Genomic DNA, 21,113 nt, shown 5'->3' on the forward strand with positions numbered 1-21,113 from the left:
AGGTTTTGTTAGGCGAACAAATACTCATTGTCCGGTATTGCATGAAGAACTTGTGTTGTCTGAAGAGATTTTTTGATGAGTCCAACTGAATTAGCCACCCCCGAGAACAAAGCTGATGAAATCGAGACCGCATCCCAACGGGAAGGTTCACTGTCATCCGTAAGCTTTCTTAGCTTGATGGTGACACAATTTCTGGGAGCGTTCAATGACAATTGTTTTCGCTGGCTGGGCGTAGCGATTGCTGCCTCGGTGATGGACAAATCCCGCGCAATCGGGATCGGAACGATCTGCCTGACAGTTCCATATCTGATCTTTACACCAACCGCAGGTTGGCTGGCGGACCGGTTTCGGAAACGATCTGTGATCATTGGGTTCAAGATCGCGGAAATCTTCATCATGCTGTTTGGACTGCTTTCGATTCTCTACGGAAACGTCTGGATGCTGTTTGCTACCACGACGCTTCTGGGCGTTCAAAGCTCGCTGTTTGGTCCTTCGAAGTTTGGAACAATTGCTGAAATCCTTCCCACACGACTCCTTTCCAAAGGAAACGGACTGATGGCGATGATGACAATCGTCGCTGTCGGAACGGGAACGTTTTGCGGGTTCGCATTATTCGGATTGAGTCAGCCGGTGCTTGGCTCGGGAGATTTTTCAAAACTGACACTCATCTCAGCGGTCATGCTCGGCTGTGCGATTGTGGGGACTCTCTCCAGCCTGTTGATCGAATCGGTTCGCCCCGCTGATCCAACTCGCAAACCATCATTAAACCCTGTCGTTGATATCGTCCCGGCTTTGCAATCGCTGTTTGCCGACCCCCGACTCATTCGGACATCGATGGGGATCGCCTTCTTCATGTTTCTGGCATCTTTGGCGCAACAAAACATTCTGCCTTACGGCGAGTTGGTGTTAATGCTTGAGCCAATCGATGTCGGAATTCTGTTTGGAATTCTCATCGCCGGAGTCGCCTGCGGAAGTGTGCTCGCAGGGGTTTGGTCGGAAGGGAAAGTCGAGCTGGGGATTGTTCCGATTGGAGCCTTCGGCATCATCGGCAGTACACTTCTGGTCTTCATCGCTGGCAGCTTTTTTGAACCAGGACTGGAACACCCCAAGCAGCAGTTTGCGTATTGGGGTTCGTGCATCGGACTGTTCCTGCTGGGAGCCAGTGCCGGATTGTATGATGTTCCACTGGAAGCGTATCTCCAGTTTCGCAGCACGCGAAAAAATCGTGGTACGGTTCTCGCCGGGAGCTATTTTATCTCGTATGTCTTCATTGTTTTTTCCGCAGGACTGTTCATGTTGATGAACAATGCCCTGGGGATGACGCCGTCACAGATCTTCCTCTTTTGTGGCCTGATCACAGTCCCGGTCGTCATTTACATTCTCTACCTGTTACCCGATTTAACATTCCGTTTTGGAATGTGGTTATTCACTCACACTCTTTACAAGTTGCGAGTCTTCGGAAGAGAGAACCTTCCCGGAAAAGGGGCTGGATTGATTGTCGCGAATCATGTCTCGTTCGTTGATGGCGTGCTGATGATGATCACTTCGTCGCGGATGATCCGCTTCATCATTTACGCAGACTTCACCGAGATGCCGCTCTTGCGTCGACTGGGACAGATCATGAGAGTCATCCCCATCGATGCCAGCAGAGGACCGAAGGAACTGGTCCGTTCGATTCGAACAGCGAAGGACGCGATCAAAAATGGAGAGCTCGTCTGTATCTTCGCGGAAGGCCAACTGACAAGAACCGGACAGATCCAACCATTTCAGCGAGGAATGATGAAAATCATTCAGGGAAGCGACGCCCCGGTGATCCCGGCATACCTTCATGGGCTCTGGGGAAGTATTTTCAGTTGGCGGGGCGGAAAATTATTTTGGAAATGGCCCAAAAGATGGAGACTTCCTGTTGATGTCCATTTTGGAGCCCCCATGCACAATGTCAAAGGACCTGTCGAAGTTCGGCAAGCGGTTGAACAACTTGGAGCAGAAGCAGTGAAAATGGACAGCGAACGTCACCCCATCCCAGCGCAGCGATTTATTCGTCACTGCAAATCTCATAAGAGTGCGATCAAAGCGGTCGACTCGGCAAAAACGAGCCTCACAGGTGGCAAGTTATTGGCGGCAGCACTCGCATTCCGCCGTATCCTCAAACGTAAAATTCTCGACAAGGATGAAAAGAATTTCGGCTTGCTGCTCCCCCCCTCAGTCGGCGGAGCTCTGGCGAATATGGCTGTCGCTCTGAATGGCCGAGTCGGTGTGAATCTCAACTACACTCTCTCTGAAGATGTACTGAATTTCTGCGTGAAAAAAGCAGGTCTGAAGCACGTCCTCACTAGTCGAAAATTTCTGGAGAAGAAACCTTATACGCTCGAAGGAGCAGAGTTTGTTTTCCTGGAGGATCTCAAGGAGCAGATCACCACGAAAGACAGGTTGCTCGCTGCGGCCGCTGCATATGCGATGCCTGCCAAGATGCTTGAATCGATCCTGGGACTGAACAAAATTGATCCGCAGGAAACACTCACAATCGTCTTTACTTCCGGATCGACCGGCGAGCCGAAGGGTGTTGTCCTCTCGCATGCCAACGTAGGTTCAAATATCGAGGCGGTTGATCACCTCCTCAATCTGAATGAGAAAGATGCGATCATCGGTGTGTTGCCATTCTTCCATTCATTCGGTTACACCGCCTGCATGTGGTTGCCGATGTGCTACAACGTGCGAGGCGTTTATCACTTCAATCCACTCGATGCGAAAGTGGTCGGTCGACTCTGCCAGGAAAATCAGGCAACGATCCTGATGGCAACGCCGACGTTCCTGAAGATGTACCTCAGACGCTGCGAGAAAGAAGAACTCCAATCACTCGACTTGATTGTCGTCGGCGCCGAGAAACTTCCGATCGATCTGGCGACACAGTTCGAAGCAAAATTTGGCGTCTTGCCAACCGAAGGATACGGAACCACAGAGCTCTCTCCCGTCGCCGCGGTGAACATTCCCGACCACAGGTCCCAAGATATTTACCAGCAAGGGACCAAGCTCGGAACTGTCGGCCGACCGCTCCCCGGAGTGACAGCCAAGGTGGTCAATCCCGACACTCGAGAAGACCTCGGCATCGAGAAAGAAGGTCTACTTCTCATCAAAGGCCCGAACGTCATGTGCGGGTATCTGGATGATCCTGAAAAGACAGCTGAGGCGATTCACGACGGCTGGTACAACACCGGCGACTTTGCTTCCATCGATAACGAAGGGTTTGTTTCAATCACTGGACGGCAAAGCCGATTTTCAAAAATCGGTGGAGAAATGGTCCCGCATATTAAAATCGAAGAGGAACTCTCGCACATTTGCGAAATGGGCGTCGAATGTGAAGGAGAAATTCTTCTAGCGGTCACATCAATCCCCGATGAGCGTAAGGGCGAACGCCTCATCGTGCTACATCGGCGTTTGAACAAACCGATTGAAGAGGTCCTGAAGGAACTCGCAACGAAAGGGCTTCCGAACATCTGGTTGCCGAACAAAGCTAGTTTCCTTGAAGTCGACAGCATCCCAATCCTCGGAACGGGTAAACTCGATTTACGAGGAATCAAAATGGTGGCAGAACAAAAATTCTGTTCCGTCGATTCAGAATGAGTAAAACCGCAGCGAACAGAATCCATGTTGTGATCCCAGCTGCCGGAGTCAGCCGGAGAATGGGACAACCGAAACTGTTGATGCAGCTGAACGGCGAGACGCTCATCGAGCGTCTTGTCCGACAGCTCTCAATGTTTCAATTCGCCTCGATTTCGGTACTCGCTCGAAAGTCTGATGAACCACTTCATCGAGCCATTCACAGATCCCAGGCACGGTTAGTGCTCCCGGACCATGATCCTGCCGAGATGCGAGAGAGCGTTGAACTCCTCATTCAAGACTTACATGCCAGCTTTGCACCAAGCGATAATGATGGATGGCTGCTGATTCCCGCAGACCACCCCATCCTCGAACCTCATATCTTGTCGCAGCTCATTGATCATTGGGCTGCATCTCCTGATCAGATCGTGCTCCCAACTCTTCAGGGACGACGTGGCCACCCGACCCTCTTCCCGTGGTCGACGGTGAACTGCCTCGAGAAGATCCCTGACGATCAGGGACTCAACTGGCTCACGCGGCATAGCGATTTCGCCGTTCAGGAGGTTGCTTGCGAGGAAGAATCCATTCTTTGGGACATCGATACGCCTGAAGATTTTGAAAGAATTTGCGAAATCCTCAAAGATTGACTGAAGTTCTGACAGCTGACAAGTTCCTCAAAGTTCTTACGATCCTCTTCAATGCTCTTGGTCGATAAGAAGAATGAAGCTCTGCTTCGCGACGACCTGAGCTGGAGATTCCTGATGATTTCCAACGGGAGACAGCGTCGACTGTCCAGTGGTTCACATTTTTTAATGAGTGAGAATGTGTGAGACTGAGCAGCTTCCGGTGACCAACAAATTTGAAACGTTCCGCAGACCAATGCGGAATGATCATAACGTGGCAGGATGCACGAGATGGATACGATAGGAACAATTCGCCCCTCAATAATTACTCCTCAGCCAGCGAGTCAACGGGCAGAAGCTCTCGAACGGATGAGATACCTTGCATTGCAACGACGCTGCGGTGTCCTCTATGGATCGAGAGGCTCAGGCAAGACCGATCTGCTGAATCGTCTAGACGACGAACTCAGCCGCGAGGCGGTTCAAGTTTCTCGCATAAATCTCGCCGGAATGCTGCCAGAAGAAATTCCATTTCATCTCGGTGGAGAACTTGGCCTGGGATTACCGAGTCGTACACCCCTGATCCATTCCTGGAGTCTTATTCAAGATTTTACCAACGCCTGCTCGCGTTCGGGGGAGCACCATGTTTTAATGTTCGATCAGCTCGATCGAGCCGATGAGTCAATCGCTCCTACGCTGGAACGGCTATTGACGTTGGTCAACGGAACCTTCTCATGCTTGTTTGCGTCACGCCCTAAACCTGGACGTGCCTTTCGATCATTTATTAAGAACCAAAGCTGGATGGAAGTGAAGCTGGAACGGCTTTCGAATGAGGATCTCTCGCAAGTTTTCGCTCAGGAAATTTCATCAAAATCTCAAGCCCTGAATCTTTCCAGCGATGCAACCAGCGCTGCGAAAGAGGTCACCAAGGGACGCCTCGACAAGCTCAAACGACTCGCTGAACTCGCCACACTGGCGGCTGAAGCTGAGGAAATCCACGAAATTAATGCCGAAATCATTCGCGCACTTCAGGGAGAAGTCGTCGTCAAATCGTAAGTTCACAGCTTCGCTCATTGCGAATCATTACTCGGCGTGAGCAAACCGATTCGCCAATTCCACCCACCGTATCCTTTTCCAGATTTGTCTTTTTCCCACATCCCTTGGAAAAGGAACTTCATGTTGCTCGGGTCGATAGTGAGCGTTTGGTCAATGCCGTCGCGAAGAATTTCTCCGTGACTGATGTTGTCCGTCCACGGCTGGACTCCTTTTTCCGGGCGGACATTGTGCCAGCTGGCGAATGGGTGCTCGGGAGTCACCGCGAGTGGCTTCCATTCACCGTCGAGACTCTCAGCGATATAGGCCTTGAAGTATCGACGACCGTTTTCTTCAATCACAGTGAGATACTGGTCGGTCCCTTTAATTTTGTAGGTATGGCTCGCTTCAAAGATTGGGCCCTGGAGCGCGAGTGTGTAATTGGTAAACCCGTCCGGAAACTGTTCGATTGGGCAGTCCATGCGCCACATTTTTCCATTGTTCGTCGTGATGAACAGATACGCTTTTGAGTCATCACAAATAATCCAGTAATCGAGCCCCCCTTTGCCGCGAGGGTCGTTCTCTCCTCCATCCAGATTCCGCATGGGCTTGGCTTTTGTCCAAGAGAGTGGATCAGCGATGTCCTTTGTCGTTGAGTAGGCCACCCACATTTTCTTCTGACCTGGTACTCCAACCTGGTAAATGAGATACCACAATTGATGTGGCTCGAAGTAGAACACCTGCGGAGCACAAAAATAGTCTCGGTCACTGACCGGAAGCAGTGTTCGCCTGGAAGCGTTCGCATCCTCCCAACTGGTGAACGAGCAATATTCTATCACCGATCGCCCCTGCAGTTTGACCGTCATAAAGAGATGCCATTTTCCATCGTGGAAAACAATCGAAGGATCTTTCTGTGCATGGCTGGCATCCTCATCTCTTACCTCTGGAGAGATGAGAGGGGCAGAACAGGTCCATTGCTTCGGAATGAACGTGTCCGCTGCCTGGACCTTCATAGAGACGCCAAACAAGCAGAGAACCATCAATGCACGGAAGATCATCAGAGACTCTCTTGATTTGAGCATAGTCAATGCTTCTTGCGCCCGTAGAACTTAGCTCCATGACTGCATAGACAGTTCGGCACGAGGCAAAACGTAAAGACCGAGATTGAAAGATGCTTTAGAGCAGTTTGCTCTACCGTGTGCCCGTGAAGAACGCATTTCTCTAGTAAAATTGCTGTTCGCCACGAGGCAGATCCTGCAAACCAATTCGAAAGATGCTTTAGGACACTCATTGCACACTAAAGGAATGCGTTTGTCAAATCGCATGGGCTCGACAGGGGTGAATGTATCACTCGATGCTGTGGACAGATCGTGCAACGCACAAAAAAGCCGCTCACCAACTTGGTGAACGGCTTTTTTAAAATCAGTTGATCAATGAGATTCAGCGAACCTTGAACAGTTCAACCTCGAAGTGCAATGTTGCACCTCCGGGGATGATTGGGGGTTGCCCTTTTGCCCCGTAACCAAGATCCGAAGGAATCTCGAGTTCGATCTTTCCGCCCTCTTGAATCAGTTGCAAACCTTCCGTCCAACCTTGGATAACTCCGTTGAGCGGGAATGTTGCAGCTTTCTTTCCGTAAGAGCTATCAAATTCATTTCCGTTATCGAGCCAACCACGATAGTGACAGGTGACAGTCGAATTTTTGTTCGGTTTTCGACCTTTCCCTGCGCGAATGACGCGATACTTCAATCCGGAACTCGTTGTTCGGAAGTCCGCGTTCCCTTCGATTTTCACATTGGCGGTCTGCACAATCTCAGATGACTCGGCATTCTGAGCAGCGATTTGTGATGAATCTGCTTCCGTGGAGGACGCGCTGGTGAAATCATCAGGTCCAGCGATACAGCCGCAACAAAAAACAACGGACAAGAGTCCCCAACAGATTTTCATAATTTTGCTCACTTCGTGCGAGAATTTTCGTGATCGTGAAGACGATTTAACGAATTATTTTACTTCGAGCAATTCCACTTCGAAATGTAGGGTCGCTCCCCCGGGAATAACCGGCGGAAATCCCCGGTCGCCATAACCGAGATCGGAAGGAATTTCGAGTTCGATTTTCCCACCCTCTTTGATGAGCTGCAAACCTTCGGTCCAACCACGAATCACACCGTTGAGAGGGAATGTCGCAGGCTGTCCGCGGTCGTAAGAGCTGTCAAAGGTTTCTCCATTGTCGAGCCAGCCTTTGTAGTGGCAAACAACGGTATTTGCGGGAACTGGGGCTTTCCCGTCCCCTTCCTTGATGATTTTGTACTTCAAACCAGAAGTTGTGGCTTTGAACTCGGTCTCTTTTTCAGTCGTCATAGGTTGGTCTTTCTTCATTGCTTTATCGCTTTTTTCACGGTCGAAATCGCCCGCTGCGATAACGAGATAATGATTCAGGTCGAGGCGTTTCTTGACAGCAGCATTGACGTCATCGACAGTCAACTTCTGGATGGCTGCTTCCTGCTCTGAGTAATACTCCATGGTCCGCCCCAGATAGGCAGTATTCGTCAGCAGGTTGACGAGCTGGTCATCGCTTGAACGATTGACAAGTTGTTTTTCCAGATAGCCTTTTTGGGCGGTAGCCAATTCCTCTTCAGTGACTCCTTTATCGATCAGGAGTTCAAGTTCTTCGCGAATTACGGTTTCAACTTTGGGCATGTTGTCCGGATTGGCAATTGCATACACCATCAGTGTCGTGCGAGGGTCCAGTGGAGAGGAACGCATGAAGGAACCAACGCCGTACGAAAGCCCTTCCTGTTGACGAACCCGGTCTCCCAAGCGAGACGAAAGTCCACTACTTCCGAGCACGTAATTCCCCATCATCAACCCAATGTAGTCCGGGTTCGATTCCTTCATCGGGAACACGGTCCCTGCCAGGTAAGTGGCGTTTTCTTTACCAGGCGTGAGGATCTTTTGAGTCATGCCCTTGATGTCGACATCTCCGGAACGTGGATTGCGAGAGAACTCGATGTCAGAGGTCCAGTCAGCCAGAATCGATTCAACAATTGGCTGAATTTCTGCGATCTCAAAATCCCCGACGATAGCAACTTCACCATTGGTTCCATTGAGATACTCATTAAAGAGTTTCGTAACGTCATCATGAGAGACGTTTTTCCAGCTTTCGATTTTCTCCTCGATGGTCTCTGCATATCGCACATCGTCTCGAGGATATTTTTCGCTCGTCGCGACGACCAGTGCAGTTTGTGCAAGAGCCATCGGATCTGTGAGCTGCTGCTCGTATCCTGTGAGACGCTTATTACGAATCAACTCCAGTTCTTCGGAGCTCAATGTCGGCTCTCGCAACACCTGTCGCAGCACATCCAGAACTTCTGGCAAGTATTCTTTACGCGTTTGAATATCAAAGCTCGCTAAGCCGGCGGTACCGGATGCGCTCAGTTTGGCTTTTTTCTGATTCAGTAAATCCTGCAGCTGTTGGCGAGACAGGTCTTTTGTGCCGCGTGCCATCAACGTAGGGAGAAGATCACAAGCAGTCGAAAGACCTTTGAGGGCCTCGCTGTTTCCGTATCGCAAGTTAACTTGAACAACGACCGATTCTCCGCGGGTTTTCTTTGGCAAGAACGCCGCTTTCACCCCGCTCGGCAAAGTGAGACGAGTCGTTCGAGACTCGATGTTTTCTGGTGAGACGTCAAACGCTTCACCCATGGCGACCGCTTCACGGCCTTTGTAATCGCCAATCATTTCTGCAAGATCGGGCGTCTCCGGAATGGTGACACGATCAGGCTCTTTCGTAGGAATGAATAAACCGGCAGTCCGGTTATTCTGTCGAACGTACTTCTTAGCGACTCGGTCCACATCTTCGGTGGTGACAGCTTCCAAACGATCCCGGTACAAAAACATCAATCGCCAATCGCCCTGTGCAGCCCACTCACTAAGCTGAACTGCAAGCTTGCTACTGTCTGCGAATGACATTTCCCAAGTCTTCATCCAATACGTTTTTGCCCGTTCGACCTCTTCCTCGGTGACACCATCTTCGCCAGCGGTCTCAACAATTTCGAGCATCTTGGAAAGAACATCGCGTGGGTCGACACCGGGAGAAGCTTCTGCCATGAAGCGAAGCATCCCCGGATCGTGCAATGAATAGGCTGCTCCGGAAACACTGGCCGCCAGTTTCGATTCAACGAGCCCCTCATACAGTCGCCCCGATGGGGATGCCGTCATGATGTGTTCGAAAACATCGATGGCAACATAGTCCGGATGAGCCCCTGAACTAATATGGTACAACGCAGCAGCAAGTCCGACATCGCCCACACGTCGCAGCGTCACCATTCGTTCGCCGTCTTGGGCAGGTTCCTCAGTGTAAGTCCCTTCCAGAACACGATCCGGACGTGGAATCACTCCAAAGTGTGCGTTGATTTCAGCCAGGGCAAATTCAGGATCGAATGCTCCTGCAACAATCACCATCACATTATCGGGCTGATAATACTTCTTGTAAAAACGACGCAATGATTCGACGGGGACTCGTTCGATATCGGCACGGTTTCCGATGGTCGATTGACCGTAATTGTGCCACTCATATGCGGCCGATGTCACACGTTGTCCAAGGATACGTGAAGGCGAGTTCTCCCCCCGTTCGAATTCGCTCCGAACGACACTCATCTCTGATTCGAGATCTTCCCCTTTGACATAACTGTTGATGAGACGGTCCGCTTCCAGTTTCAGCGCCATGCTGAGGTTCTCAGGACTTGCAGGCAACGTTTCGTAATAGTTCGTCCGGTCCAGCCAAGTGGTCCCGTTGAAGTTGGCTCCACTTTCCTGGAGGAGTTTCGGAATATTGGGATGAGTCGGCGTCCCTTTGAACAGCATGTGTTCCAGCAAGTGCGCCATTCCCGCTTCGCCGTAGCCTTCATGTCGTGAACCGACAAACACAGTCATATTGACTGTCACTTGCGGTTTTGATGGGTCCGGAAACAGCAGGACACGGACTCCATTTTCGAGTTGATACTCTGTGATCCCTTCCACAGAGGTCACCTCCTCAGCGGCAATTGCTTGTGACGCTCCCGTCATGTTCAACACTATCCCTGCGGCAAAAAGAAAGAATCCATATCGGAACATTTTCGTATTCCCCACTCCATGATTGGCTGGCACAAGTCAAGCAATGCGCAGCCGTGTTCTTGTAATCCGTTTCAAAACCATGCGTCAGATACTAACAGCGATCCCGTGGATTGAAAACTCTTGAGGATTGGAGAAATTGCAGAACGCTCCTTCCCAAATGCCTCGTGAGATGGCATCAATCACGCTCCAGGAAGCTCAACTTTCACCCGGATTTGCTTGATCCTCAAGCAGAAGAATCTCAGCCAATTGAAGAAAGAGAGCTTCAAGTTGACGGTAGTAGTCGTCTTCTTCGAGGCTGTTTTTCTCCAGCCGCAGCAATTCGATTTTACGTTCGAGTTCATTTCGTTGAGCAATTTGCTCGGGGGAAAGACTTTGTTCTGCGTCATTGGGAATGAGGTGAAGCTGATGGGCTCGAAATCCATCCAGCAAAATCCCATCCTCTTTCGGTTTGGCGATAGCTCGAACACCTCGAAAAGCAGTAGCACGCGTCCCTTTGCCGTCGCCGTTGTCATCGAGCAAAGCATTTTCGGTAGGGATTCGCCCATCCGATTCATAAAACTCCAAGGTCTTCCGAGAAGCACTGAGAAACGCCTCGAGCAAAGAAGTCTGCTTGTCCTTATCAAGATCGGAAGTGGTCTCACCAATCGCTTGAGAAATGTATTCGCCGAACCGTGAAAAATTCACTTGCTCGCCGCTACGAGTGGAGGTCAGGATGATGCGATTCTCCTGTGATAACGCATCGAGAAACGGAGCGCTCGAAGAAGAGCAGTTGATGATCACAGTTGTTCTTGCGACTTTCGCCAGCATTGTGTCCAACTCTTTGGCAGACAGGTCTTCACCCGCCAGATTGAACTTGGCTTCCCGACCATTAAACGTCCCGTGGCCGATCATCACGATCCACAGTGGGAAAGCCGTTTCGTTTTCGTAAGTTGCTAAGATTCCCGAAATCGCAACCTTCTGTTTTTCTTCCGGATTGGGAGAGCTGATGACAACTCGAAACCTTCCTCGTTCGGCGGCGGACTGCCAACGCTGCGACCAGATCGAAAACAGTTTGCCGTACTCCTCTTCACCGGGAGACCCTTGAATGATCAACAGGTCGCCGCGTGGAGGTTCATCAGACGCAGCAACAATCGAGCCCGCAAGTAGAGCCGTCGAGACAAATGTCCAAACAATAGAATTCATGGCATCCCTCGCCATCGTCGGAGTCCCCACTCGGCAGCGAAGCAGGCAAGTGCAAGCAGTAAGATCAGCGGTGAATGCCAAAGTGGTGTCGTTTTAATTTCCTGAACCGGCATCTCTTTTTGTGGAAGTTCTCGAACAAAACCTGACAAGTCCGCAATCGAAATCACTTCTCCCTTGGAACGATCCGCTAAAGATTCGAGAACACTGTAGTTTGTCTCAATCTGGCGAAACTCCTCTTCGTCCGGTTGGCTTGTCCAGCCAACTCTCATTTGGGATGTCAATTCTGTTTCATCTTTGACATGCACGTCCGCGAGATAAGCACCTGTGTCGCGAGGAATATAAGTCGCTTCGAACAGCCCCGGCTCAGAGAGACTCGGCTCTGCATCGAGTAGAATGGGGTCTCCATGGGGCGGTTGGACAGAGATTGAAACGACCGCATTTTCTTTTGGCTGATACTCTTCATTCCGCAGACGGACATTCAGTTTCACCCCGGGTACGATTCCAATTTCCGTCCATTCCAACTCTGTCTCAAGTTGCCTTGGGACTTCCGCAACGAGCCAGCGAATGATTTGCCGCCAGTTTTGTGCAAGGTCATCCTTCTCGTCTTCTTGTCGCTGAATCGACCAGCGCCATAAATCACCAATCAGAACTGCCACCGAGCGTCCTTGCCCATATTGGTGCGCAACCACAGACGGGAATCGCGCCCCCTGTTCATCTTCCACTTCAGCGAACACGCGAGCACCCGGCTTTGTTTCACGTGCAGAGTTGAGCAATTCAAGCTTGGGAATTTCTTCCAACCTAGCTTTTTCTTCGTTCTCTGTGGGCCGAACTCTCATCCACGGTTCCAGCCAGCCTTCTCTCGTCAGATCCCACTTGAGTTTCCCATGTGGTGCTCCCCCTGCTCGATCCAGATAGATCGGGGCGACATCCCGAAGCGGAGTTTTGTGCCATTGACCATGTCGATACGAGTCGCGTCCACCGAGCATCATCAACCCACCCCCTCGTTCGGAGACGAATCTCTCCAGCAAAGCTTGCTGATCAGGAGTGAAGAACGCCGCTTCGATATCGTCCAAAATAACGGCATCGTATTTGTAGAGTTCTTCTTTCGCTTTGGGAAAACCGTCACTCAGCTCAGAATTATCGAGAGTATTCAAGCGGATGACCACAGCCTCATCGTACGATTCCGTCTCTTCATCTGCTTCGCGATCCTGCCCGCGAAATAATGAATTACCTGTTTCACCCACACGTCCTCGAAAGTCAAACTTTGCCTCTTTCCGAGCAATGCGAATTAAACTGACAAGTTTCACTTCCCGATCTTCAGCGACAGCTCGATTGAAGAACTTGTATTCCCAATTCGGCCGACCACCAACGTAAAGAATTCTTTTTTTAATTTCGCCACGGTCCACAGTGAGGAGCCGCTCGTTATTCGCTAAAGTCGCTTCGGAACTCTTTTCGGGATGTTCAAAAACATCACGTTCATCATCTGGCAGGACTCGCAAACGGTAAAAGGCAACTCCCCTGTGCGTCGGCTTCAATTTGAAACGGACAACAGCTGGCTTGCCCATCGGAACAATGATCGTCTTCTCGTACTGCGGAAGTTTCTGATTTCCACTATCGGTCTCAATATCAGGTTCCAATGAGCTCTCTTCAGACGCCGCCTCTTCAGGCTCCAGATTTCCAGAGGGTGTAACTGGCATCGCTTCCTGACCGAGCGTTACAAGTACCTTCAACTCTTCTTGAGCAGACGACGAAACCGTCGCTGTCACCTCCAGAGGAGCATCCTCGAAAGGACTTTCCGAAACGGAGACCTGATCAATCGCGACGTCAAAAACGTTGTTCGGTTTTTCGTTTCGCTTAAGTGGATAAACAGGAACGTCGAGATCGACTTCACGTAATCGCTCGAGATCGCTGGCGTTCCCGTCGGTCAGTAACACGATCCCGGAAAGAGGTTGATTTCGAAAACGTTGCTGAATCGATTCAATCGCGGCAGCGAGTTGGCTTCGGCGACCACGAAAATCGAGCGTTGAAAAATTCTCGAACTGATTGACTCGCTCATCGAACGAATACTTGCGTAGATCAAAATCTTGAGTTAGCCGTGTCAGCCATTCGTCGTCATCATTCTTGAGCACTTCCGCAAACTGATCGGATCGAGAGACTCCCGACTCGTCGAGAATCTGCATGCTCGAACTGTTGTCTGTCAGCAGGACGATAATATTCTCGCCCGGTCGAAATTGGCTGCGCACCAGAGTCGGATTCAGCAAACAGAGTGCGAGCAGTCCAATACCGCACGCTTTGAGTAGAATCAAAACGGACTTCAGCCCCAACGATTGCTTCGCCGTCGAGTAACTGAGAACCAACAAACCAAGGCTGGCAATCAAGACAGTCACGACTGGCATGAGCCATTGCTGGCTGCCAATTTCAATGGCTCCAAGAATTGGACCGTTGCTGACCAAACAGAACTCCATAAGGAAGTTATGAACGACAATACCGCCGCGCGAGCATAACTACGATACGTCTCTGCTCGGACAACAGCAAGCGGGCACACCATCAAACAGGTTCGCTTCGAGCTTCACACAACTTGAAATAAGCAGGAGTCGTCCATTTTCAACGAGCTCTCAGTCCTGGCTGAGCTTCCGAACCAGCTCAATCGCCTGCTCTTTCGTTTCAATCTGCTCATTGAGTTGCGCATCACGGACAGCCGCCAGCAAATGCTTAAACTGTGCTCCCGGTCGATAGCCAAGCTCGATGAGTTCTCGCCCATTGAGAAGATCTGGAGGAGCGAGTTTTTCAATCGGCACTTCATTACGAAACATCGCGACCATTTCGAAGGCAGCATCTCCCACCTTCTCGACGCTCGCTGCTGTTCTCTCCATGACGAAGAGGTCATCGAAATGCTCAGAGACGACGAGTCGTTTTTTCTCAGCCAACGTGAAGTCAGCGAATTGCTCAAAGATGCCACGCTTCCGAACGAGCCATTCGATCGTCTCCACTTCCTGATTCGAAAGTTTCAACCGCTTCAACACAGCACGAACAGTTCCAGCCTTCGACTTCTGCCGTGGGTGACTTTGAGGAGCAGGAACATCTCGAAGCAACGCTGCCATGGCGACTTCAAAGGAGTCCGTTGGCAGCTGATGCAAGAACTCAATCCGTTGTTGCCAGCGTTCGAGAGAAAACTCAATCGTTTTCTCAACAACCTCTGGGAGAAACACTGGCAAGAGATCCAACTCTTCACATAACGACATCGCCAGCCCACGATTTTCGTGAGTCAACATTTTCTTCAGCTCCTGAGCAATTCGCTCGGCGCTGACGACCACCAGTTGATGCGCCATCCCACGAACGGCATCCGCAGTGTTCGGATCGAGGTCGAAGTTCAACGCAGCTGTGAATCGAACCGCTCGCAGCAGGCGAAGCTTATCCTCTTCCATTCTGTCATGCGGATCGCCGATTGCTCGAACCAGCCGATTTTTGAGATCCGCTTGCCCTTGGACAAAGTCATGAACCGTCTCACTGATCGGATCATAGAACATCCCGTTGATCGTAAAGTCACGTCGCTGCGCATCTTCTTCAGGCGTACAAAAGGCGACACTCTCTGGTCGGCGACCATCGAGATATTCCCCCTCACTGCGAAACGTTGCGACTTCGACCTGCCCGGCAGACTTTGGCCCGAGCACAATCATGACCCCAAAACTTTCACCGACGGGGATGGAACGCTGATGCCCAAAGATTTCACGAACCGCCTGAGGGTCCGCATCAGTGGCAACATCGAAGTCGTGCGGTTCTTTGCCCAGAAGCAAATCACGCACGCATCCCCCTGCCCAATACGCAAGATGCCCTGCGTCTGTGAGTTGCTGAATGACGTCGATAGAAAATTCGCGTGGCGTCAACGTGATTCCAGGGTTATCAGTTTCGCGGACTCATCTTTTTTGTAGTAGCAGTAAAGCAGCTCGTCGAAACTCCGCTCGAGAGGTTAATTCGTTTTTGAACTTTTGCTGAACGGGAATCCCTCTGAGTATAGTCGATGCCAACCTGTTCAAAAAGGTGACGAATCAGCTGCCACGAAACCTTCAGAAGTGCCTCAGTAATACCAGTTTAGTGATACCCAATCAGTGAATGCAGACGCTGACTGGGCATGAAACGTCGAGAGTCTTTCGTACCGGTAGAAGACTTCCTTCAGTATGACAGAAGTAACCACCTCGGACACTGCCGCACTCCGCGAACCATTGAGCGTGAAGTCCTGAAGACTTGTTGAAGTGGCTCTTTTACTTCTCGCCAGAGACGACTTCAGCAATGTTATGAGCATGGTCTCGGACACGCGAATACGCGTTCAACGATGCCAGAAATGCGACATTCACTAACGGGGCAATCGTCCCGTTAGACAGGTCTTGCAGATGCTTTCTGCGAAGCTGTTTCACGTCGCTGCGAATTCGCTGTGAAGTGGCTTGGGTTTTGATCAAGACATTTCGATTCTTCAACTCAAGTGCTTCATTAATTTCAGCGAGATAACCTGCAATTTTTCGATTCAGATCTCGGAGACCTTCCCGCTGCTCTTCTGTAAAGCGATACCCGTCACGACGGAGCTTCCGGTCGAATTTGTCCAGATTGGCGATGTAGTCGCTCACCGATTCGTATTCATCAGCCAGACGCAACTGTTGTCGGGCTTCCTCGGCAACTGCATATTGAACATTCTCAGCAAGCAAATTAGTGATGAACTCTGAAACTTCATCCTGAATAGAATCCAGGACGCGCTCGCGATGTTTCAAACGGTCAGCCAATGCCTTATCAGGTTCGTCCTGCTGCATCAGCTCAAGCAGCCAGTCCATCATTTTCGAACAGCCATCACTCATCCGTTCGATCTCTTTTCGCGATTGACTAATCGCGAGAGCTGGCGTTTCGAGGATGCGGAGATCCAGATCTGTCAGACGTGGCTTTTCTTTAAACTCTTTGTCAGGAACCACTCGTTCAAGCACCTGCACGAAATATGGCAGGAACGGAAGAAAGATCAGCGTGTTGACGATATTGAAAACACTATGCGTGGCAGCAATTGCAGCCGTCGTTCGAGGAAATGTTTCCAAGCCTTTTACGACGACAGCCTCACTCACGTTCCCTCCAAACATCCACTGAATCATTTCGATGTACCAGTGGAAAATCAGGGTGATCCAAAAGACCCCGACGAGGTTAAAGACAACGTGGAAATAGGCAGCCCGGCGGGCATTTGTTGTGGCTCCCAACGATGCCAGAAACGCAGTGATTGTAGTCCCGATGTTCTCACCCAAAACGAGCGCGGCTGCAGTTTCGAACGAAATGACTCCCTGACTCGCCAGGGAAATCGTAATCCCCAATGTCGCCGAAGAAGATTGAACCAGTGTTGTGAGAACGCATCCAACAAGAGCACACTTCAAGACACCAAAATAACTGTCCGCTTGAAAGCGTTGGAACCACGCCTCAAAGTCGGGAAGATCTTTGATGATCCCGCATGCATCCTTCATGATTTCCAGGCCGAAGAAGACCATCCCTGCTCCCATCAAGGACATCGCCAGGAAACGCCAGCGATCCCTTTTTGAGAAAAGGTAAACAAACGCAGAGACACCCAGGAGCGGCAAACCGTACTTCCCGATCTTCAAGACCAGAATCCAGCCCGTAATCGTTGTCCCGATATTGGCCCCCATAATCACGCCGAGAGCCTGCGATAACCCCATCACGCCACTGTTGACGAAGCCAATAACCATGACTGTCGTAATCGAACTGGACTGAACGACGCATGTGACGATCACGCCAACAACCGTCGCCAGCAGGCGATGTGTCGTAACCAGGTTGATCAAGCTGCGCAGACTTTTCCCCGCTACTGCCTGCATCCCCTCCGACATGTTTTTCATGCCGAGAAGGAAAATTCCCAATCCACCAACAAGTTCGCAAACCAGCGTGACAAGCGTTGAGAGTTCCAAATTGCACCGTTTCAGGCTAAAAAAATTAAGGACTTGCTCAGAGGCGCGCATTCTAGGGACTCACCAGTCTGAATCAACAGCCTCAACCAACCCCATTTCCGAACAGAAAACGAGGTAAAACCGAGCCTTTTGCCTCGTCCCGGACCTGAGTTCCGCCGTTTTCCCCCACGCCCAAACTGCTCAACCCCTATCGTTCAAATTCGAAAATGTCAGAAAAAACAACCTGATTCCCAAGAGTGACAACACCTCTGAACCTGATTCATATCGCTGCAACCTTGAATGCAGCCCAAGTCTATGTGACTATTCGCATAGAGTTTTAAAAAATTCCCCAGATTGCAGCCTCGCTGTTTGAGAAGACGAAAACAAGATATGGCATCAGCAACATCACATCCGAAGAAAGCCGCCGCCTTTGTCAAAGATCTGGACCGTGCCCACTGGCACGATCGGGCACTCTGGTTTGTTCGGGCCAAACGCGATAAAGCTGCAAAGACCATCCCCGAATGGGAAGAACTCCGGGAATGTGCCTCGCAGATCAAGATGTACGCGATGACACATCTGGGCGAGATGCTGACCCAGTTTGAAGAACAGGCTCAGGCCCGGGGAATCCAGGTCCACTGGGCAAAGGATGCGGCAGAACACAACCAGATCGTCCTCGATCTCTTGCAGATGAACGACGTCAAGAAAGTCGTCAAAAGCAAGTCGATGCTTACCGAAGAATGTCACCTCAACCCATATCTGGAGCGTCACGATATCGAAGTTGTTGACACCGATCTTGGAGAGTGGATCGTCCAACTTCGAGAAGAACCACCCAGCCATATCGTCATGCCCGCAATCCATACCAAGCGGGAAGAGATTGGCGAATTGTTTCATGAGAAAATCGGCACCAAGAAAGGAGCGACTGATCCGCAGTACCTGACCGAAGCTGCCCGGCAAGAGTTGCGACAGAAGTTTCTCTCCGCAGAGGCGGGGATTACTGGCGTCAACTTTGCAATTGCCGAATCTGGTGGAATCGTTGTCTGCACAAACGAAGGCAACGCCGACTTGGGAACGTCGCTCCCGAAGTTGCATATCGCTTGCATGGGGATTGAAAAAATCATTCCCCGAGTCAAAGACCTCGGGGTCTTTCTGAGATTACTCGCCCGCTCCGCAACCGGTCAGCCGATCACCACGTACTCCACTCACTTCCACGGGCCACGAGATCAAGACTGCCAGATGCATATTGTCCTCGTCGACAATGGTCGCAGCGAACTCCTTGCCAGTGACGACTTCCGTCGCTCACTCAATTGTATTCGCTGTGGAGCATGTATGAATACTTGCCCCGTGTACCGTCGCAGTGGAGGTCACAGCTACAACAACACCGTTCCCGGTCCAATTGGCTCAATCCTCGGCCCAGCCAGCGATCCAGCGAAACATTCAACACTCCCGTATGCCTGTTCGCTGTGCGGATCCTGTTCGGATGTTTGCCCAGTCAAAATTAATATCCACGAACAACTCTATACCTGGCGGAGCAAGATTGTGCTCAAAGGGCTCTTGCCAACTTCAAAACGACTCAGCATGAAGTTCGCATCAGCCGTTCTCCTCCGTCCCTGGCTGTACCAGTTTGCTGGAAAAATGGCGAGATTCTGGCTGCCAAAACTTCCTCGTTTTCTGGCCTATAACAAACTGAACAAATGGGGCTGGCAAAGAGAACTCCCCGATGCCCCCAAGAAAAGTTTTCGAGAGATGTATCGCCAACGTCAGAAAACCCAAGGCAAATAACCGCTGAAGAAACCTCGTGAGAGGTCACGCTTTTACAGCACGGGCTCAAAAGCCTCCGGTGAGTCACCGGGGGAGGTAAACGCCCAGCCAAGATTCAGCGATATGACTGCAGACCAATCGTGAATTTGCTCTAGAGCATCTTTCGAATTGGTTTGCAGGATCTGTCTCCTGGCGAACAGCATTTTATTAGAGAAATGCGGTCTTCACGGGCACACCGTAGAGCAAACTGCTCTAGCGATATTTTCGACTGGATTCGTTAAGAAAATCCCGCTCTTCCGCAGTGAGGCTCGCTTCGCCTGAGCGGCTGATCTTCTCCAAGAGTTCATCAACTCGCTGCGCAACATGAGCAGGGATCGGTTGAGGCTCCTTCGGCACTGCGATTTCTGCAGAGGAAACTGGCCGATGTATTTTCAGGTTCGGTTTCCGTTTGAAACTCAGTATCTTTTTCAACGAGAACCCTTTGGGAGCAAAAGAACTGAACGTCCATTGCTGTCGAAAGTATAAAAACCCGAAGAGCATCCCACCGATGTGAGCTGAGTGAGCGATATTATCTGTCCGCGCTCCTCCGCTGAATTGAATCAACATTGGAAACAGGTCCAGCCCTGCAGAGATCAGGACCAGAAGCATCGCCGGCACCGGAATGATTCCATAAATATACCAGCGATGGTGTGGCCAGTTCATCGCATAGAGCACCAATATCGCCGAGACAGCTCCGGACGCTCCAACTGCAGCGACAGCTTCCCGATTGATGGCTCCCCAGACAATATAGAAGACCGCCGAAAAGACACCGGCAACTAAATAGAACCAGAGAAACTCTCGGTGACCGTATTTGTCCGCAACAGGTTTGCCAGCCAGGTACAGCAGCCACATATTAAAAAAGATGTGCCAGATACTCTCGGTCGAATGCAGGAAGTCGTAAGTCGTCAGGCGCCAGATTTGGCCTTGAAAAACTTTCGTAGAGTCCAGCGTGAACCATTGATTGAGCAACGGTTCTTGCGGGAGTCGACCTGCAGCTTTCACTTCCAGATAGGCCTCTTGAATCTGCTCCTGCGTTGCGCCTTTTGTATTGTAGTACCTCGGAAAGTCCGAGACACTGATCGGTGCTTGAAGCAGGTTCTGCGCGATGAACACAAGCACGTTGACGATCACCAACGTTTTGACAATGTTCTGCATCGCAGGACTCCCCCCACGATAGTGGCTGGAAGTGCCGTCTCGCATATATTCGCGATTTTCGATGCCCATAGAAGCAGAAGTCAGCTAAAAATGAAAAATAAGAGCGTGCCAGCATCCAGCGCGGCACATGTTCAGCAAACAATCATAGCTCACTTTTCAGCGGAGACCAATGGACGATTTCATCCAGCAGACAACGGAACTCTTCGTGCTGTCGGATTCCGGCCACCAGGGAGTAAAACGGTGTCTGGCGGTTCCGAAGTTCCGTTTGAAGCATTGGCAGAATCGCATTTTGAAAGTACGCCTGCTGACGTTTCTTCATCCAATACAGTGCTCCATAGAGTACTGGGATTGAACAACCGGGAATCAAATACCAGCGATCCCAGCCAACACCGAGCAGTCCATGAACCACAATCGCCAACCAAACCAGAGCAATGCCCGCTACCCAAAGCGGTGTAGTCCCAACAGAACTCAATCGCTCATTGGCCTGAACGAGCATTCCATAGAGTTGCGAATCGTGAATGCCCTCTCGAAGGTCGTCCTGGCTCCACGGTTTGCAAATGAGCTCGCCCGATTCGCGCACAACGAGAACAGCTTCCCCCTCTTCAGGGAGATAGTCAGAGAGATATTCAAGTTCCTCGTAAGGACTGAACAAAGAAACACTCTCCTCGTCAAGATGAATGAGTAAAACAGGTCTGTT

Annotated in this window: 13 protein-coding genes; 4 read left to right on the forward strand and 9 right to left on the reverse strand. The window is 50.7% G+C overall.

The window, feature by feature from the left end; translation table 11 throughout:
- Positions 1–75 precede the first annotated feature (75 nt).
- The 3 genes from ACN0YR_RS17565 to ACN0YR_RS17575 all read left to right on the forward strand — a co-directional run bounded on the left by ACN0YR_RS17565 (position 76) and on the right by ACN0YR_RS17575 (position 5,273).
- Positions 76–3,621, forward strand: a complete 3,546-nt coding sequence (locus ACN0YR_RS17565) for an acyl-[ACP]--phospholipid O-acyltransferase (protein WP_417850539.1) — start codon at positions 76–78, stop codon at positions 3,619–3,621.
- Positions 3,618–4,244, forward strand: coding sequence for a nucleotidyltransferase family protein (locus ACN0YR_RS17570; protein WP_417850540.1), 627 nt, complete (start codon positions 3,618–3,620; stop codon positions 4,242–4,244). Before ACN0YR_RS17565 ends, ACN0YR_RS17570 begins: the two co-directional genes overlap by 4 nt.
- A 267-nt stretch (positions 4,245–4,511) precedes the next feature.
- Complete coding sequence (locus ACN0YR_RS17575; RefSeq protein WP_417850541.1) at positions 4,512–5,273, forward strand: AAA family ATPase; 762 nt, start codon at positions 4,512–4,514, stop codon at positions 5,271–5,273.
- Positions 5,274–5,287: 14 nt separating this feature from the next.
- Here ACN0YR_RS17575 and ACN0YR_RS17580 read toward each other — a convergent pair whose 3' ends face one another.
- From ACN0YR_RS17580 to ACN0YR_RS17610, 7 genes are all read right to left on the reverse strand, one after another.
- On the reverse strand, positions 5,288–6,331 hold the full coding sequence (locus ACN0YR_RS17580; RefSeq protein WP_417850542.1) for a non-reducing end alpha-L-arabinofuranosidase family hydrolase: 1,044 nt from the start codon (positions 6,329–6,331) through the stop codon (positions 5,288–5,290).
- A 358-nt stretch (positions 6,332–6,689) separates the two neighbouring features.
- Positions 6,690–7,196 (reverse strand): FKBP-type peptidyl-prolyl cis-trans isomerase, encoded by a 507-nt coding sequence (locus ACN0YR_RS17585; protein ID WP_417850543.1) that lies wholly within the window; start codon positions 7,194–7,196, stop codon positions 6,690–6,692.
- Positions 7,197–7,250: 54 nt separating this feature from the next.
- Complete coding sequence (locus tag ACN0YR_RS17590; RefSeq protein WP_417850544.1) at positions 7,251–10,313, reverse strand: insulinase family protein; 3,063 nt, start codon at positions 10,311–10,313, stop codon at positions 7,251–7,253.
- A gap of 243 nt (positions 10,314–10,556) precedes the next feature.
- Complete coding sequence (locus ACN0YR_RS17595; protein WP_417850545.1) at positions 10,557–11,543, reverse strand: hypothetical protein; 987 nt, start codon at positions 11,541–11,543, stop codon at positions 10,557–10,559.
- The gene (locus tag ACN0YR_RS17600) at positions 11,540–13,996 is read right to left on the reverse strand and encodes a glutamine amidotransferase (RefSeq protein ID WP_417850546.1); all 2,457 of its coding nucleotides are present in this window, start codon (positions 13,994–13,996) and stop codon (positions 11,540–11,542) included. Before ACN0YR_RS17600 ends, ACN0YR_RS17595 begins: the two co-directional genes overlap by 4 nt.
- Before the next feature lie 162 nt (positions 13,997–14,158).
- On the reverse strand, positions 14,159–15,427 hold the full coding sequence (locus ACN0YR_RS17605; protein ID WP_417850547.1) for a CCA tRNA nucleotidyltransferase: 1,269 nt from the start codon (positions 15,425–15,427) through the stop codon (positions 14,159–14,161).
- Between the two features lie 375 nt (positions 15,428–15,802).
- Positions 15,803–17,485 carry a Na/Pi cotransporter family protein gene (locus tag ACN0YR_RS17610; protein ID WP_417850548.1) on the reverse strand — a complete coding sequence of 561 codons (1,683 nt, stop codon included), beginning with the start codon at positions 17,483–17,485 and terminating at the stop codon, positions 15,803–15,805.
- Between the two features lie 369 nt (positions 17,486–17,854).
- Between ACN0YR_RS17610 and ACN0YR_RS17615 the strand changes: the two genes are divergently transcribed.
- Positions 17,855–19,243, forward strand: coding sequence for a LutB/LldF family L-lactate oxidation iron-sulfur protein (locus ACN0YR_RS17615; RefSeq protein WP_417850549.1), 1,389 nt, complete (start codon positions 17,855–17,857; stop codon positions 19,241–19,243).
- Positions 19,244–19,474: 231 nt separating this feature from the next.
- On the opposite strand, the gene ACN0YR_RS17620 is transcribed toward ACN0YR_RS17615, so the two are convergent.
- Positions 19,475–20,485 carry a rhomboid family intramembrane serine protease gene (locus tag ACN0YR_RS17620; protein ID WP_417850550.1) on the reverse strand — a complete coding sequence of 337 codons (1,011 nt, stop codon included), beginning with the start codon at positions 20,483–20,485 and terminating at the stop codon, positions 19,475–19,477.
- A 73-nt stretch (positions 20,486–20,558) separates the two neighbouring features.
- The gene (locus ACN0YR_RS17625) at positions 20,559–21,068 is read right to left on the reverse strand and encodes a hypothetical protein (RefSeq protein WP_417850551.1); all 510 of its coding nucleotides are present in this window, start codon (positions 21,066–21,068) and stop codon (positions 20,559–20,561) included.
- Positions 21,069–21,113: the final 45 nt, after the last annotated feature.

Source organism: Thalassoglobus sp. (assembly GCF_048270125.1).
GTDB lineage: Bacteria > Planctomycetota > Planctomycetia > Planctomycetales > Planctomycetaceae > Thalassoglobus.

Excerpts from the sequence above, each read along its gene's own strand:
- ACN0YR_RS17565 (WP_417850539.1), top strand. The coding sequence starts at position 76 with ATGAGTCCAACTGAATTAGCCACCCCCGAGAACAAAGCTGATGAAATC.
- ACN0YR_RS17620 (WP_417850550.1), bottom strand. The coding sequence starts at position 20,485 with ATGGGCATCGAAAATCGCGAATATATGCGAGACGGCACTTCCAGCCAC.
- ACN0YR_RS17585 (WP_417850543.1), bottom strand. The coding sequence starts at position 7,196 with ATGAAAATCTGTTGGGGACTCTTGTCCGTTGTTTTTTGTTGCGGCTGT.
- ACN0YR_RS17615 (WP_417850549.1), top strand. The coding sequence starts at position 17,855 with ATGGCATCAGCAACATCACATCCGAAGAAAGCCGCCGCCTTTGTCAAA.
- ACN0YR_RS17580 (WP_417850542.1), bottom strand. The coding sequence starts at position 6,331 with ATGCTCAAATCAAGAGAGTCTCTGATGATCTTCCGTGCATTGATGGTT.
- ACN0YR_RS17575 (WP_417850541.1), top strand. The coding sequence starts at position 4,512 with ATGGATACGATAGGAACAATTCGCCCCTCAATAATTACTCCTCAGCCA.
- ACN0YR_RS17595 (WP_417850545.1), bottom strand. The coding sequence starts at position 11,543 with ATGAATTCTATTGTTTGGACATTTGTCTCGACGGCTCTACTTGCGGGC.
- ACN0YR_RS17570 (WP_417850540.1), top strand. The coding sequence starts at position 3,618 with ATGAGTAAAACCGCAGCGAACAGAATCCATGTTGTGATCCCAGCTGCC.
- ACN0YR_RS17590 (WP_417850544.1), bottom strand. The coding sequence starts at position 10,313 with ATGACGGGAGCGTCACAAGCAATTGCCGCTGAGGAGGTGACCTCTGTG.